Here is a 14,885-nt window from a genome sequence, read left to right on the forward strand (position 1 = left end):
CGGAGCAGAATGCGGGCATGACAGAGCGTCCGCTACCCGCCACCCCGCCCGCCGCCGCCCCCGACGGCCCCACCGCGCACGCCTGGGCCGCCCTGGGCGGGCCCGCCGACCTGCTGGAGCGGGTCTCCTTCCACGGGCCCGAGGGCGTGCTGCCCGCCCGGCTGCCGGTCCGGCAGCTGGCCCGGGCCACCGTCGCCGCCTGCTCGCTGGCCGCCGGGGAGCTGTCCGCGCTGCGGTCGGGCGGCCCGGTGCCGGCGGTCCGGATCGACCAGGGTGCGGTGGCCACCGCCTTCGTCAGCGAACGCCACCTGCGGATCGACGGCCGCGCCCCCGTCAGCTTCGCCCCGCTCTCCGGCTTCTGGCAGACCGCCGACGGCTGGGTCCGCACCCACGCCAACTACCCGCACCACCGGGCCCGGCTGCTCACCGCGCTCGGACTGCCCGCCGACACCGGCCCCGAACCGCTGGCCGCGACGCTGCGCGAGCACCCGGCCGAGTGGATCCAGGAGCGCGCCTACCGGGCGGGAGCGCTCGCGGTGGCCGTCGCGCCGGCCGGCGGCCCCGCGCTCCCGCTGGTCGAGACCCGGGTGACGGACGGGGCCGCCGCCCGCCCGCTCGGCCCCGCCGGTCTGCCCGCCGAGGGCGTCCGCGTGCTTGACCTCACCCGGGTGATCGCCGGCCCCGTCGCCACCCGCACGCTCGCCCTGCTGGGCGCCGACGTCCTGCGGGTCGACTCGCCCCGGCTGCCCGAGGCCGAGGACGCCCACGCCGACACCGGCTCCGGCAAGCGCTCCACCCGGCTGGACCTCGCCGCCCCCGGCGACCGCGCGGTCTTCGAGGAGCTGCTGGCCACCGCCGACGTCGTCGTCACCGGCTACCGCCCCGGCGCCCTGGACGCCTTCGGCCTGGCGCCCGACGCCCTGCTCGAACGGCGCCCCGGCCTGGTCGTCGCCCAGCTCCACGCCTGGGGCCGGACCGGCCCCTGGGCCGGGCGCCGCGGCTTCGACAGCCTGGTCCAGGCCGGTGTCGGCATCGCCGTCACGGAGGCCGGCGCCGACGGCCGCCCCGGCGCGCTGCCCGCCCAGGCGCTCGACCACGGGACGGGCTACCTGATCGCCGCCGGCGTCCTGCGCGCCCTCACCGAGCAGCGCACCGGCCGCCCCGGCGGCCGCCACTTGCGCTTCTCGCTGGCCGGTACCGCCTCCTGGCTGCAGCACGGCATCGGGCCCGCCGCCCCCGGCCCGGCGGCCGCGGAGCCCTACGACCCGCAGCGGTGGCTGACCGAGGCGGACTCCCCGTACGGGCGGCTGCGGTACGCGCTCCCGCCGATCGGCTACCAGGGCGGCCCCGCCGACTGGTCCCGCCCGCCGGGCCGCTGGGGCACGGACGCGCCGGCCTGGAGCTGACGGGCGGCCGCCGCCGGGGAGCTGTCGGCGGTGGGTGGCAGGATCCCGGTATGACCGCGCACGCGAGCGACTACGCCTGGCTCGACTCCGGGGAGTTCGCCACCCTCACGGAGGCGTACTGCCTGACCATGGTCGAGGGGGTGTCCGCCGGCGAGCTGCTCCGCCGCTTCGGCGCCGCCCCCGGCCGGCGGGTCACCGGTACCCCGGAGGTCCTGGCGGCCTGGGACCGGTACGAGGACGGCGGCGACACCGGCGAGGACGGCGACGAGGACGGCGACGGCCACGGCGACGAGGCGCTCGACGGCGACGAGGAGCTGCTGCTCGTCGCCGTCGCCGAACTCGACGGCTGGGCGGTGGCCCTGGAGGTCAACGGCTACCTCGGGACCAGCTGGGGCCTGCTGCCCCGCCTCGCCGAGGGCACCAGGCTGGTCTCGCACTTCCGGAACGTCAACGCGGTGGACCACTTCCACTGGCAGGAGGGCGAGCGGCACCGACTGCACTTCGAGCCGCTCTTCCCGGCGGACCGCGACGGCGCCGACGCGGACGCGGTGGCGGAGCTGCTGACGGCGGTGGGCTTCGACCTCAGCACGGCCGAGGGGCGCGGCATCGACCGGACCACGCCCGCGGCCTTCGCCCTCGGCGAGGAGCTCACCGGGCTGCGGCTGACCCCGGAGCGGCTGCGGGCGGCGGAGTTCGTGATCGGCTACGCCCCCGTGCCGTAGCGCCCGCTGCCGGGCGCCCGCCGGGGCGCGGGGCCGCGGCCGTCAGACGCCGGACGGGATCTCCTTGGCCCGGCTGCGGACCTGGAAGGCGGTGATGATCTCGATCAGGCCGAGGAACAGCAGCCAGCACCCGGCGAGCACGGTCAGGGCGGTGATCGAGCCGACCGGCCAGACCATCAGCAGCACGCCGGCCACGGTGTTGGCCGCCCCGGCGAAGGCCTGCCAGCCGCGGGCCGGCATGTCGGCGTCCGAGATCGCGGCGACGAGCTGGGTGATGCCCCGGAACAGCCAGCCGATGCCGATCCAGAGCGCCAGCAGCAGGAGCGACTGCACCGCGCTGCGGAAGCACAGCAGGCCGAGCAGGACGCAGAGCGCGCCGCTGATGAAGGCCAGCACCCGCATCGCGGTGGTGACATGGGTGCCGAAGGCGGCGACCAGCTGCACGATGCCGATGACCAGCAGGTAGAGGCCGAACAGCACGCCCACGACCATCAGCGTCTGCTTCGGCCAGGCGAAGACGATGATCCCGAGGGCGAGCGAGACGAGCCCGGCGAGCAGCAGCACCTGCCAGGCGGCCTTGGCGAGCATTCCGAGCGGGCCCCGGACCGGCGAACCGTCGGGGGTGATGATCGGGGAGACCACGGTGGTGTACTCCTGGCGGCTTGGGAGGGGCGGAGGACACTCCTGACGATCGTCGCGGGGGCGGCGCACCGCCCGTCGGGTTCGCCCGTCCGGGGGACGGAACTGAGGTCCTCCCGGACACCGGACGGACATCTCCCGATCACTCGCCGTCGATATGGTCCGGCGGTATGACGTCTGAAGGGTGGGGGACCCCTACGGGCGAGCCGATCAGCCAGCACTACATCGTGTGCGGCGGTAACGCACTCGCCCACCGGCTGGCCGTCGAGCTCGTCGAACACTACGAGGTACCGGTGGTGGTGCTGGTCCCGGACCGCACCCGTGACCACGCGCCGCAGATCGAGCAGCTGCCGGGGGTGGCCGCGGTGGTCGAGTACAGCAGCGTCACGGAGGAGGCGCTGCGTGCCGTCCGGGTCGAGACCGCGCGGGGGATCGCCCTGGTCGACGGGAGCGACCAGGAGAACATCCACACCGCGCTCAGTGCCCAGGACCGCAATCCCGGCATCCGCATCGTGCTGCGGATGTTCAACCAGCGGCTCGGCGACAACATCGAACGCCTGCTGCGGAACGGCACCGCGCTCTCCGGCTCGGCCACCGCCGCGCCCGCCTTCGCCGCCGCCGCGCTGTCCCGGCCCAACTCCGTCCAGGTCGGTGACCGCTTCCTGCACATCGCCTACGACGACGACATCGACTCCGGCCGGATCTGCGTCGTCGCCGACCGGATCGACCGGCAGGACCTCAGCCGGATCCGGCTGCTGCCCGAGCAGGAGGGGGACTCGGCTCCGTTCGTCCGGCTGGCCAGCGCGTTCGGCGACGACGGGCCGGTGCGCCGCGGCCGCGAGGGCGCTCCCGGCACCGGGCCGGCCGAGGCGGGGAGCGCGGAGCCGGCGGGGCGCGCGGAGCCCGCGGTCGGACCGCCGGCCGGGGAGCCCGGCGGGGTGGCCGCCCTCCAGGCGCTGCCGACCGAGCCGCCGATCCGGATCGGCTGGTCGCGCCGGCTGCGCTGGCGGCTGCTCGACACGCTGCGCTTCTTCACCAGCGCCCGGCTCCGGCTGGTCCTGATCACCGCGCTGGCGGCGGTGCTGATGGCCTTCGGGCTGCTCTGGTACCTCAACCGGGACTTCGGCTGGTCGCTCTACGTCTCGCTGCTCGACCTGGCCGGGGCCGCCCAGCCCGACCAGCACGCCGACGCGGCCGCGGGGACGGGCACCGGCGGCACCTGGCAGCGGGTGGCCCAGGTGGTGATCACCTTCTGCGGGATCACCTTCGCCCCGGTCGCCACCGCGATCATGGTCGAGGTGCTCGGTTCCGGCCGCCGGGGGCAGCCCCGCAACCCCGGCGCCGGCACCCGGGACCACGTCATCGTGGCCGGGCTGGGCAACCTGGGCACCCGGGTCGTCGCCCAACTGCACGGCCTGGGCGTACCGGTGGTCGGTCTGGAGCGTGACCCGCAGGCCCGCGGCATCTCCGCGCTCCGGGCCCTCGGCGTACCGGTGGTGGTCGACGACGGCCCGCTGGAGGAGCAGCTGCGCCGGGCCCGGCTGAAGCACAGCCGCGCCGTGGTCGCGGTCAGCGGGGACGACGCCACCAATCTGGAGGCGGCCCTGGAAGCGCGGGCCGGCAAGCCGGACGTCCGCGTGGTGGTCCGGCTCTTCGACGACAACTTCGCCCGGCACGTGTACGCGACGCTGGACAACGCGGCGTCCCGCTCGGTCTCCTACCTGTCCGCCCCGGCCTTCGCGGCCGCCCTGATGGGGCGTGAGGTGCTGGGCACCCTCTCGGTGTTCCGGCACGTCCTGCTGATCGCGGAGCTGCGGGCGGAGGAGGGCAGCGGGCTGATCGGCATGAACCGGCACGACCTGGAGGACCCGGGCGGCGTCCGGGTGGTCGCCGTCCGGCTCGCCGCCAGGCCGCACCTCTACACCTGGAACTACGCCGACCGCACCCGCCGCCTCGAAGCGGGGGACCGGATCGTGGTCGCCGCCAGCCGCAGCGGCCTCGCCCGGCTCAACACCCCGGTGGTGGCCGAGGGCTGACGGACGGGCGGGGGCGGCGGGCGCCGAACGGCCGCCGCCCCCGCCCGTGCCGGATCAGCGGTGGGTGAACTCCGGCGGGCGCTTCTCGGCGAAGGCCGCCATGCCCTCCTTCTGGTCCGCGGTGGCGAAGGTCGCGTGGAACAGCCGGCGCTCGAAGCGGACGCCCTCGGCCAGGGTGGTCTCGAACGCCCGGTTGACGCTCTCCTTCATCATGATCGCGGCGGGGGTGGACATCTGCGCGACCGTCTCCGCGGTGGCCAGCGCCTCGGCGAGCAGCTCGCCGGCCGGGACGATCCGGGAGACCAGGCCGGCCCGCTCGGCCTCCTCGGCACCCATCATCCGGCCGGTCAGGCAGAGTTCCATCGCCTTGGCCTTGCCGACCGCGCGGGTCAGCCGCTGCGAGCCGCCGATCCCCGGGATGACCCCGAGCTTGATCTCCGGCTGGCCGAACTTCGCGGTGTCGGCGGCCAGCAGGATGTCACAGAGCATCGCCAGCTCGCAGCCGCCGCCGAGGGCGAAGCCGGCCACCGCCGCGACGACCGGCTTGCGCAGCTCGCCGAGCCGGTCCCACGGGCCCAGCCAGTCGTCCAGGTAGACGTCGGGGAACGCGTTGCCCTGCATCTCCTTGATGTCGGCGCCGGCCGCGAAGGCCTTCTCCGAGCCGGTGATCACCATGGCGCCGATCGCCGGGTCCCGGTCGAACGCGGTGGCGGCCGCGACCACCTCGTTCATCAGCTGGGTGTTGAGCGCGTTCAGCGCCTTCGGCCGGTTGAGCGTGATCAGCCCGACCCGCCCCTTGCGCTCGACCAGGATCGTCTCGTAGGTCTCGGTCATCGCCGTTGACTCCCATTCCGCTGCTCGGCACCACACCGGGTGCGTCCTGACCACCCAACGATCTACGACGGGCCCCGCCTCGCGCCAGTCTTGCCATGCGAGACGGTGGTCACGGGCTCCGGCGTCCGGCGGGTCGGCTCCGGCCGGGGCCGGTCCGCCGCCCCGGCCGGTCCGACGGCGGTCAGGCCAGGCCGAGTTCGTCGCCCCCGCGCGGGGCGAAGAAGCGGTCGACCTCGGCCGCGGTGACCCCGGCCGGCTCGGCCGGGGACCAGCGCGGGGCACGGTCCTTGTCGACCACCTGGGCGCGGATGCCCTCGACGAGGTCCGGCGTGGTCAGCGCGTGGCAGGAGATCCGGTACTCCTGGTCGAGCACCGCCTCCAGGGAGGGCAGCGTGCGGGCCCGGCGCAGCGCGGCGAGGGTGACCTTGACGGCGGTGGGGGCGTTGCCGAGCAGCTGTTCGGCGGCCTCCTTGGCCTCCGGGACGCCGCAGCCGAGCAGCCGCTCGACGATCTCCTCGACGGTGTCGGCCGCGTAGCAGGCGTCGATCCACTGCCGCCGGTCGGCCAGGGCGGCGGGCGGTGCCGGGGCGGCGTGGGCGGCCACGGCGGCGGTGAGGCCGGCGCCGGTCAACTCGGCGGTGCCCGCCAGGGCGGCGAGCAGCGCGGGGATCCGCGCGGTGGGCACGAAGTGGTCGGCGAAGCCGCAGTACAGGGCGTCGCCGGGGCCCATCGAGCCCGAGGTGAGCCCGAGGTGGAGGCCCGACTCGCCCGGGGCGCGGGCCAGCAGCAGGCTGCCGCCGACGTCCGGGACGAGGCCGATCCTGGTCTCCGGCATCGCCACGACGGACCGCTCGGTGACGATCCGCACGGCGCCGTGGGCGGAGAGGCCGACCCCGCCGCCCATGGTGATGCCGTCCATCACCGCCAGGTACGGCTTCGGGTAGCGGGCGATCAGCGCGTTCAGCCGGTACTCGTCGCGGAAGAACGCCCGGGCGCCGGCGCCGCCCGCCTTGGCGTCGTCGTGCAGGGCCCGGATGTCCGCCCCCGCGCAGAGGCCGCGCTCACCGGCGCCGGTCAGCACCACGGCGCGCACCGCGTCGTCCGCCGCCCAGCCGTCCAGGGCGGCCCGGACGGCCCGGATCATGTCGTGGGTCAGGGAGTTGATCGCCCTCGGCCGGTCGAGCACGATCCGCCCGACGCCGCCGTCCCGGTAGGCCTGTACCTCTGCGCTCATCGGGCCCGCTCCCGTTCGTCGTCGCTGTCCGTCGTGGAGAACTCCGCCGTCACCGTACCCCCGGCGGGTGGCCGCCCCGGCGGCCGGGGACGCGACGCTGCGTGCCGGAGGCGGCGCCGGGTGTCCGGCGCCGCCTCCTGGGCGCTCCGGCGGCCGTGGTGCCGGCCGCGGTGGGGCTACGGCACGACCCGGCCGGTCACCTCGCCGAAGCCGACCACGGCGCCGTCGCGGCCCGGGGCGGTGGCGGTGATGACGACCTCGTCGCCGTCCTCCAGGAAGGTCCGGACGGTGCCGTCCGGGAGCTTCAGCGGCTCCTCGCCGTTCCAGGTCAGCTCGATCAGGGCGCCCCGGGTCCGCGGCTCGGGGCCGCTGACGGTGCCCGAGGCGAAGAAGTCCCCGGTGCGCAGCGAGGCGCCGTTGGCCGTCAGATGGGCGAGCTGCTGCGCGGCGGTCCAGTACATCGAGGCGAACGGCGGGTGGGAGACCGGGTGCCCGTTCAGCCGGACCTCCATCGCGAGGTCCAGGCCCCACGGCTCGCCGCCGCGGTCGTCCAGGTAGGGCAGCGGCTCGACGTCCCGGGCGGGCGGGGCGACCCGGGCGTGCTCCAGGGCGTCCAGCGGCACGATCCACGGCGAGACCGAGGTGCCGAAGGACTTGCCGAGGAACGGGCCGAGCGGCACGTACTCCCAGGCCTGGATGTCGCGCGCGGACCAGTCGTTGACCAGGCAGACGCCGAACACGTGCTCGCGGAAGGCGTCCAGCGGGACGGGCGTGCCGAGCGCGGACGGCGTGCCGACCACGAAGCCGACCTCCGCCTCGATGTCCAGCCGGCGGGTCGGTCCGAAGGACGGCGCCGGGTCGGCCGGGGCCTTGCGCTGCCCGTGCGGGCGGACCACCTCCGTCCCCGAGACCACCACCGTGCCGGCCCGGCCGTGGTAACCGATCGGCAGGTGCTTCCAGTTGGGGGTGAGCGGCTCCGAGCCGGGGCGGAAGATCCGGCCCAGATTGGTGGCGTGGTGTTCGGAGGCGTAGAAGTCGACGTAGTCGGCGACCTCGAACGGCAGGTGCAGCTCCACCTCGGCCAGGGGCAGCAGCAGCGGCGAGAGCGCCGCCCGGTGGGACTCGTCGGTGAGCCAGCGGGTCAGCGCCGCGCGCACCTCGGTCCAGACCGGACGCCCCGCGCCCAGCAGCGGATTGAGGCTCTCGGCGTCCAGCAGGACGGACGGCTCCCCGGCCGCGCGGGCGGCGGCCCCGGCGTCGAGGACGAACTCCCCGACGCGTACGCCGATCCGCCGCCGGCCTGGCCGGTCGGCGGCGGTGAAGACGCCGTACGGCAGGTTGTGCACGCCGAACGGCGAGTCCTGGGCGCTGGCGAGCCAGCTGCGGGGGGTGCTCAACGGTCCTCCTGGGGCATGGGACTGGGCGACAGCAGGCCGAGCCCGGCCAGGTCGTCCAGGGGTTCGGCGACGCTGCAGGTGCCGAACGCGGTGAACGAGTTCCTGATCACCGTAACCTGACGGTCGGTCAGTTCGCCGACCGCCTTGGCCAGCACGGCGCCGGAGCGCTCGGCCAGCACCTCGGCGGCGGCCGACCGGTCGGTCTCCTGTGCGGCCAGCAGGACGTTCAGGAAGCCGTGGTGCTCGAAGCCGGTGACCGGATCGGTGTGCCGGACGGCGTGGTGCAGCCCGGCGGTGCACTTGTACGGCAGGCCGCGCTGCGCGCAGCCGGTGAGGAAGCGGGCCAGCTCCTCCTCGTCGGGGAAGGCGCCGGCCACCACCCCGCCGGTGCGGAACTTCGCCCGGTACGGGCTGTCGACCAGGACGTCCAGGGCGTCGCCCAGCGCGTCGCCGCGCAGCAGTTCGCGCGGCAGCTCCACGGCGGCCGGGACGTCCGGCGGCAGCAGCAGGTCCAGCGCGGCGACCGCCTCGCCGGCGTCCCGGGTGGCCAGCTCGACGCCGGCCACCTCGAACGGCGCGGCGGCCTCCAGGGCCGGGCCGAGCTCCGCACTGCCCCCCGGCAGTACGAGCCCGACCCGCAGCGGCCCGGTGTGCCGGGCCGGGTCCGCGGCGGCCGCCAGCTCGCCGAGCCGGCCCGCCCCGCAGAGCAGCGGGCCGACCGCGGCGGCGTACCAGGCGCTGCGGTGCGCCCGGTGGGCCGGCACCGCGTCGGCGAGCGGCAGGTTCCCGGGCGGGAACACGGCCGCGTCGTCGAAGAGGTCCCGGAACAGCTCGGGGATCGCGCTCATCGCGCGGGCCCCCGACCGGCCCAGGTCCACGCGTAGTTGCCGTCCTCGGAGGCCCGGCCGCCCTCGCCCAGCTCCAGTGGCCGGAAGGTGTCCACCATCACCGCGAGCTCGTCGAAGAACTCCGCGCCGATGCTGCGCTCGTACGCCCCCGGCTGCGGGCCGTGGGTGTGGCCGCCGGGGTGCAGCGAGATCGAGCCCTGGGCGATGCCCGAGCCCTTGCGGGCCGCGTAGTCGCCGCCGCAGTAGAACATCACCTCGTCGCTGTCCACGTTGGAGTGGTAGTAGGGGACGGGGATCGAGAGCGGGTGGTAGTCCACCTTGCGGGGCACGAAGTTGCAGATCACGAAGCCGTTGCCCTCGAACACCTGGTGCGCGGGCGGCGGCTGGTGGATCCGGCCGGTGATCGGCTCGTAGTCCCGGACGTTGAGGACGTACGGGTACAGGCAGCCGTCCCAGCCGACCACGTCGAACGGGTGGTGCGGCACGGTGTACCGGGTGCCCGCGACGCCGTTCGGGCCGCGGTGCTTGACCAGCACGTCGACGTCCGTGCCCTCGACGAGCAGCGGGCCGGCCGGACCGCGCAGGTCCCGCTCGCAGTACGGCGCGTGCTCCAGCAGCTGGCCGTACTTGGAGAGGTAGCGCTTCACGGGGGAGATGTGGCTGTTCGCCTCGATGCAGTAGGCGCGCAGCGGCTCGTCGCCGGCCGGCACCCAGCGGTGCGTGGTCGCCCGGGGGATGACCACGTAGTCGCCCTGGCCGACCTCCAGCGTGCCGAAGACCGTCTCGACCGTGCCGCTGCCGGACTCCACGTACACGCACTCGTCGCCGAGCGCGTTGCGGTACAGCTCGCTCGGGGCCCCGGCGGCGACGTACGAGATCCGCACGTCGCCGTTGCCGAGGACGAGCCGGCGGCCGCCCACCACGTCGGCGGACTTCCACTCCTGGCCCGCGAACAGCTCGTGCAGCTTGAGGTGCCGGGGGAGCAGGGGGTGGTTGGGCACCGTCGACTGGTCCGGCAGCTCCCACGGCACGGCGTCCACGACGGCCGAGGGGATGCCCCGGTGGTAGAGCAGCGAGGAGTCCGAGGAGAACCCCTCCTCGCCCATCAACTCCTCGTAGTACAGCCCGCCTTCGGGGGTGCGGTGCTGGGTGTGCCGCTTGGGCGGGATGCTGCCCAGCTGCCGGTAGTACGCCATCGTCCTGCTCCTCCTGGCCCGTTCGCCGACTGGCCCGTTCGCCGTTCCCGCTCCGATCGGGGGTGCTGATCAGAGGTTGCCGCGGCGGTCCTGCTCGCGCTCCAGGGATTCGAAGAGCGCCTTGAAGTTGCCCTTCCCGAAGCCGAGCGAGCCATGCCGCTCGATGAACTCGAAGAACACGGTCGGGCGGTCGCCCTGCGGCTTGGTGAAGATCTGCAGCAGGTAGCCGTCCTCGTCGCGGTCGACCAGGATGCCGCGCTTCTTCAGCTCCTCGACCTCGACCCGGACCTTGCCGATCCGGGCGCGCAGCTCCGGGTCGTCGTAGTACGAGTCGGGGGTGGAGAGGAACTCCACGCCGTTGGCGCGCAGGATGTCGACGGTGGAGAGGATGTCGTTGGTGGCGAGCGCCAGGTGCTGGCAGCCGGGGCCGCCGTAGAACTCCAGGTACTCGTCGATCTGCGACTTCTTCTTGGCGATGGCCGGCTCGTTGAGCGGGAACTTCACCCGGTGGTTGCCGCTGGCGACGACCTTGGACATCAGCGCGGAGTACTCGGTGGCGATGTCGTCGCCGACGAACTCGGCCATGTTCACGAAGCCCATGACGCGGTTGTAGAAGCCGACCCACTCGTCCATCCGGCCGAGCTCGACGTTGCCCACCGCGTGGTCCAGGGCCTGGAAGAGCCGCTTCGGGTGGCCGGCGGTGCGGGCCACCCTGGTCTCGGCGGCCACGAAGCCCGGCAGGTAGGGGCCGTGGTAGCGGGAGCGGTCGATCAGGGTGTGCCGGGTCTCGCCGTAGGTGGCGATGGCGGCGCGGCGCACGGTGCCGTTCTCGTCGGAGACGTCGTTCGGCTCCTCCAGCACGGTGGCGCCCTGGGCGCGGGCGTGCGCGATGCACTTGTCGACGTCCGGCACCTCCAGGGCCAGGTCGACGACGCCGTCGCCGTGCCGGCGGTGGTGGTCCAGCAGCGGGCTGTCCGGGGCGACACCGCCCTTGATCACGAAGCGGCAGGAGCCGGAGCGCAGCACGAAGGCCTTGCGGTCGCGGCGGCCGGTCTCCGGGCCGGAGTAGGCGACCAGCTCCATGCCGAAGACGGACTGGTAGAAGTGGGCCGTCTGGGTGGCGTTGCCCACCACGAACACGATGGCGTCCTGCGCGGTGACAGGGAACGGGTCCGTGGCGGGGTCGTGCTCGACGAGGCCGACGAGGCGGCGGAGCTGCTCGGCGTCGAGACCGGCCTCGCGTTCCTCGGGGGTCAGCTCAAGGGCGTGGGACTGCGGGGTCATCGGTCGTTCCTCCACATTGAGGCCTCGGCATTGAGGCATCCGCTTGAGGCGGCCGCACCGCTGGGTGGGTGGTGCGGCTGAGCGGAGAGCTTGCTCCTGTCGGGGTGGTTGGGCAACAGGTCGGGATTTCACTGTTCAATGTGTACAAGCTGGTCAGGAAATGGCCGGTCCGGCTGCACAAAATGCCTGGTCGTCCGAGGTGGTTCGCGAGAGGTCTGTACGGCGGTCGATCGGGGCCGGTCGGGCCGGTCGGGGCTGTTCCGGGGGGTTCGGTTCGGGTCGGTGGGGTCGCTCACGGGGTGGCCGGCGGGCCGGCCGGCAGGTACCGCAGGAACCAGTCGCGGGCCAGCTCGGCGACCCGGTCGAGCGTGCCCGGCTCCTCGAAGAGGTGGCCCGCTTGCGGCACCACCGCCAGTTCACTCTCGCAGCGCAGCCGCGCCCGCGCCTGCCGGTTCAGGTCGATCACCCGGCCGTCCAGACCGCCCACCACCAGCAGGGTCGGCGCGGTGACCTCGGCCAGCCGGCCGGGACCGGTGAGGTCGGGACGCCCGCCCCGGGACACCACGGCGCGCACCCCCTCGCCCAGCGCGGCGGCCGTCGTGAGCGCGGCGGCCGCGCCGGTGCTGGCTCCGAACAGCCCGAGCGGGAGAGCCCGCTCCCGGCCCTCCGGCAGCTCGGGCAGGAGCCCGGCCACGGCGGTCAGCCGGGCCCCGAGCAGCTCGACGTCGAACACCTTCCGCCGGTCCGGCTCCTCGTCCTCGGTGAGCAGGTCGAACAGCAGGGTGGCCAGGCCGGCCCGGTTCAGGGCGGCGGCCACCCGGCGGTTGCGCGGGCTGTGCCGGCCGCTCCCGCTGCCGTGGGCGAACACCACCACGCCGGCCGCGTCCGCCGGGACGGTCAGCCGGCCGGCCAGCCGGACACCCGCGATCGGCAGGACCAGCTCACGGTCCACCCCGCTGCCGACCGCCCCGGCGCCGTCCTGGGCGGGCGCGGCCCGCGCCTCGGCGAGGTGGCGCAGCACCTCCTCGTCACCGGTCTGCGAGAAGTCGCCGTAGAACTCGCCGATCGCGAAGAACGGCGACGGCGTGCCGACGCAGACCAGCTCGTCCGCGATCCCGGCCAGCCGGTCCGTCCAGTCGTCGGGCGCCACCGGAACGGCCAGCACCACCCGGGCCGCCCCCCGGGCCCGGACGATCACGCAGGCGGCCCGGGCCGTGGAGCCGGTGGCGATGCCGTCGTCCACCACGACCACGGTGCGGCCGCGCAGTTCCTCGGGCGGGCGTCCGCCCCGGTAGCGGCGGGCCCGCCGCTCCAGCTCCGCGCGCTCGCGCAGCTCGACGTCGGCGAGCTGCCCGGGCGTGACGCCGACCAGCCGGATCACCTCGTCGTTGAGCACCCGGACGCCGTCCTCGCCGATCGCGCCCATGCCCAGCTCGGGCTGGCGGGGCACCCCGAGCTTGCGGATCACGCAGATGTCCAGCGGGGCGCCGAGCGCGGCCGCGACCTCGGCGGCCACCGGGACCCCGCCGCGCGGGAGGGCGACGACGACGGTGCCGGGGCCGCGCAGGTGGCCGAGCAGCGCGGCCAGCCGGCGGCCCGCGTCGGTGCGGTCGGTGAAGTGGGTCCGGGTGCGGTGCATGACGCGGCCTCCGGTTCCACCGTACGTCGGCGGGTGGCGCCGGGGGCGGGCCGTTCCCGCCTCCGGCGGCCGGTGGGCGCCCCGCGCCGCACGCCGTCGCCCCGGCGGCCGGGATCCCCGGGGGGACCGGCACGAAGGACGGGACGTTCGGCAGGGATCCGGTGCACTACCTGCTCCCCTACCTGCGGCCCGGAGCCGGGAGCGGTCACAGCGCCCGCGCGCCCTGACCTGCCCGTTCCGCGCCCGGCCCGCTCCCGGTCCCGGCCCTTCCCGGTCCTGCCCGCGCCCGGCCTGTCCCGGTGCCGCCCCGGCCTGTCCCGGTGCCGCCCCGGCCCGTCCCGTGTGCCGACCGGGCCGGGACGGGCAGGGCGGCTCAGGCGCCCGGGGCGTCGGGCGGGCCATCGTCGAGATCGGAGAACCCGGGAAGCCGGAGCAGTCGCAGCAGGAGCGGGAGGTGGATCGCGATGGGCGGCACAACCGTATTCGACCGTCGGATCCAGGCCGGCCCGGCCGGCATCCCGCTGGCGGTGCGCCGGGGCGACGGTTCCTGGGCCGAACTCGCCGAGCGGACGGCCGCGTTCGGGGCCGAGCGGTTCCTGCTCGTGACCGACGGCGCGGCACCCGTCGACGACCTCGCCAGGGTCCGCGCCATGGCCGCCGCGCAGGCGCCGTGCACCGTCATCGACCTGCGGTCCGCGCCGCTGCCGGACCGGCCTGCCCCGGACGGGGGCACCGGTGGCCGCACCGTCGTGATCGCCCTCGGCGGTGAGCGGGCCTGCGCCGTCGCGGCCGACCTGCGGCTGCCGACCACCCTGGCGGCGGCCGTCGGGCCCGCGCTCGCGCTGCGGTGCCCGCCCCCGGAGGCCCGCGAGCTGCCCGACCGGACGGCGCCCGCGCTGGTCTGGGTCCGCGGCGATGTGCTGGCCGACCGGCCCGCCGCCGAGACCAGGGCGGGCATGATGGGCGTGATCCGGCACGTGCTCGCCGTCTGCCCGGCGCAGTACGAGGCGCTCGCCGAGGCCCTCGACCCCGAGGCGCGCTACTCCGAGCGCACCGTCGCCGGCTTCCTCGCCGTCTGCGCGGACGCCCGGGCCGCCCTGGTCTGCTTCGACCCGTTCGAGACCGGCCCGGCCCTCGCCCTGGGCTACGGGCGGCGCCTCGGCGCACTGGTTCGCCGCCTGGCCGGCCACCCCTTCGCGCCCGGCGACGCCGAGGCCCTGGGACTCCTGCTCGCCGCCCGCCTCGCGGTCCGGCTCGGCCTGCTGGACGCGGCCGGAGCCTGGGCCCACCGCGAACTGGTCGCCCGCAACGGCTCGGTGACCGGCCTGCCCGGTGGTACGGACGTGGCGGCCCTCGCCGACGCGCTCGGCGCGGCCCTCGCTCCCGGGCCCGGTCTGCTGCTGCTCGCCGGTCTCGGGCGGCCGTCCTGCGTGGACGGCCGGCTGCTCACACCGGTGGGAGCCGCGCCGGTGCGGGCGGCGGTGGAGGGGCTGGGTCCGGTCGGGGTGCCGTCCGGTCGGGTCGCGGAGCTCCTGCCGGTGACCGGGTGAGCGCGGGGTCCCGGTGCGCGGCACCTCCGGACCGGGCGGGGCCCGGGCAGCGGGCGGGAGCAGGACGGGACACGGTCACCGTGCGACCGGGACGACGGGC

12 protein-coding genes are annotated in these 14,885 nt (G+C 75.4%); 4 read left to right on the forward strand and 8 right to left on the reverse strand.

Annotation, left to right across the window (positions count from 1 at the left end; translation table 11 throughout):
- Positions 1 to 17: 17 nt before the first annotated feature.
- Together ACZ4UX_RS15950 and ACZ4UX_RS15955 are read left to right on the forward strand one after the other, a co-directional pair.
- Positions 18 to 1,406, forward strand: coding sequence for a CoA transferase (locus ACZ4UX_RS15950; RefSeq protein ID WP_465707080.1), 1,389 nt, complete (start codon positions 18 to 20; stop codon positions 1,404 to 1,406).
- A 50-nt stretch (positions 1,407 to 1,456) separates the two neighbouring features.
- The gene (locus tag ACZ4UX_RS15955) at positions 1,457 to 2,128 is read left to right on the forward strand and encodes a DUF6461 domain-containing protein (protein WP_465707081.1); all 672 of its coding nucleotides are present in this window, start codon (positions 1,457 to 1,459) and stop codon (positions 2,126 to 2,128) included.
- Between the two features lie 42 nt (positions 2,129 to 2,170).
- Here the strand turns inward: ACZ4UX_RS15955 and ACZ4UX_RS15960 are convergent, their stop codons facing one another.
- Entirely contained in the window at positions 2,171 to 2,770 is a 600-nt protein-coding gene (locus ACZ4UX_RS15960) for an HdeD family acid-resistance protein (RefSeq protein ID WP_329490438.1), read from the reverse strand.
- 167 nt (positions 2,771 to 2,937) lie between these two features.
- Here ACZ4UX_RS15960 and ACZ4UX_RS15965 point away from each other — a divergent pair, with 167 nt between their 5' ends.
- Positions 2,938 to 4,803, forward strand: coding sequence for an NAD-binding protein (locus tag ACZ4UX_RS15965; RefSeq protein ID WP_465707082.1), 1,866 nt, complete (start codon positions 2,938 to 2,940; stop codon positions 4,801 to 4,803).
- Between the two features lie 54 nt (positions 4,804 to 4,857).
- Here the strand turns inward: ACZ4UX_RS15965 and ACZ4UX_RS15970 are convergent, their stop codons facing one another.
- The 7 genes from ACZ4UX_RS15970 to ACZ4UX_RS16000 all read right to left on the reverse strand — a co-directional run bounded on the left by ACZ4UX_RS15970 (position 4,858) and on the right by ACZ4UX_RS16000 (position 13,235).
- On the reverse strand, positions 4,858 to 5,637 hold the full coding sequence (locus tag ACZ4UX_RS15970) for an enoyl-CoA hydratase (protein WP_465707083.1): 780 nt from the start codon (positions 5,635 to 5,637) through the stop codon (positions 4,858 to 4,860).
- A gap of 181 nt (positions 5,638 to 5,818) precedes the next feature.
- Positions 5,819 to 6,871, reverse strand: a complete 1,053-nt coding sequence (locus ACZ4UX_RS15975; RefSeq protein WP_465707084.1) for an enoyl-CoA hydratase/isomerase family protein — start codon at positions 6,869 to 6,871, stop codon at positions 5,819 to 5,821.
- Between the two features lie 176 nt (positions 6,872 to 7,047).
- Positions 7,048 to 8,268 carry a fumarylacetoacetase gene (fahA, locus tag ACZ4UX_RS15980; RefSeq protein WP_359804200.1) on the reverse strand — a complete coding sequence of 407 codons (1,221 nt, stop codon included), beginning with the start codon at positions 8,266 to 8,268 and terminating at the stop codon, positions 7,048 to 7,050.
- Positions 8,265 to 9,116 (reverse strand): hypothetical protein, encoded by an 852-nt coding sequence (locus tag ACZ4UX_RS15985; protein WP_352287341.1) that lies wholly within the window; start codon positions 9,114 to 9,116, stop codon positions 8,265 to 8,267. The genes fahA and ACZ4UX_RS15985 overlap by 4 nt, the downstream gene beginning before the upstream one ends.
- A complete protein-coding gene (locus tag ACZ4UX_RS15990; protein ID WP_329490445.1) occupies positions 9,113 to 10,312 on the reverse strand; it encodes a homogentisate 1,2-dioxygenase in 1,200 nt (399 codons plus the stop codon). The genes ACZ4UX_RS15985 and ACZ4UX_RS15990 overlap by 4 nt, the downstream gene beginning before the upstream one ends.
- A 69-nt stretch (positions 10,313 to 10,381) precedes the next feature.
- The gene (gene hppD / locus ACZ4UX_RS15995) at positions 10,382 to 11,596 is read right to left on the reverse strand and encodes a 4-hydroxyphenylpyruvate dioxygenase (RefSeq protein WP_329490446.1); all 1,215 of its coding nucleotides are present in this window, start codon (positions 11,594 to 11,596) and stop codon (positions 10,382 to 10,384) included.
- 292 nt (positions 11,597 to 11,888) lie between these two features.
- Positions 11,889 to 13,235 carry a phosphoribosyltransferase family protein gene (locus ACZ4UX_RS16000; RefSeq protein WP_465707085.1) on the reverse strand — a complete coding sequence of 449 codons (1,347 nt, stop codon included), beginning with the start codon at positions 13,233 to 13,235 and terminating at the stop codon, positions 11,889 to 11,891.
- A gap of 464 nt (positions 13,236 to 13,699) precedes the next feature.
- Here ACZ4UX_RS16000 and ACZ4UX_RS16005 point away from each other — a divergent pair, with 464 nt between their 5' ends.
- Complete coding sequence (locus ACZ4UX_RS16005) at positions 13,700 to 14,785, forward strand: 3-dehydroquinate synthase family protein (RefSeq protein WP_465707086.1); 1,086 nt, start codon at positions 13,700 to 13,702, stop codon at positions 14,783 to 14,785.
- The last annotated feature ends 100 nt before the right edge of the window (positions 14,786 to 14,885 follow it).

Source organism: Kitasatospora sp. NPDC028961 (assembly GCF_055564815.1).

Coding starts and splice junctions, on each gene's coding strand:
- ACZ4UX_RS15950 (WP_465707080.1), top strand. CDS start 18: ATGACAGAGCGTCCGCTACCCGCCACCCCGCCCGCCGCCGCCCCCGAC.
- ACZ4UX_RS15955 (WP_465707081.1), top strand. CDS start 1,457: ATGACCGCGCACGCGAGCGACTACGCCTGGCTCGACTCCGGGGAGTTC.
- ACZ4UX_RS15965 (WP_465707082.1), top strand. CDS start 2,938: ATGACGTCTGAAGGGTGGGGGACCCCTACGGGCGAGCCGATCAGCCAG.
- ACZ4UX_RS15970 (WP_465707083.1), bottom strand. CDS start 5,637: ATGACCGAGACCTACGAGACGATCCTGGTCGAGCGCAAGGGGCGGGTC.
- ACZ4UX_RS15975 (WP_465707084.1), bottom strand. CDS start 6,871: ATGAGCGCAGAGGTACAGGCCTACCGGGACGGCGGCGTCGGGCGGATC.
- ACZ4UX_RS15985 (WP_352287341.1), bottom strand. CDS start 9,116: ATGAGCGCGATCCCCGAGCTGTTCCGGGACCTCTTCGACGACGCGGCC.
- ACZ4UX_RS15990 (WP_329490445.1), bottom strand. CDS start 10,312: ATGGCGTACTACCGGCAGCTGGGCAGCATCCCGCCCAAGCGGCACACC.
- hppD (WP_329490446.1), bottom strand. CDS start 11,596: ATGACCCCGCAGTCCCACGCCCTTGAGCTGACCCCCGAGGAACGCGAG.
- ACZ4UX_RS16000 (WP_465707085.1), bottom strand. CDS start 13,235: ATGCACCGCACCCGGACCCACTTCACCGACCGCACCGACGCGGGCCGC.
- ACZ4UX_RS16005 (WP_465707086.1), top strand. CDS start 13,700: ATGGGCGGCACAACCGTATTCGACCGTCGGATCCAGGCCGGCCCGGCC.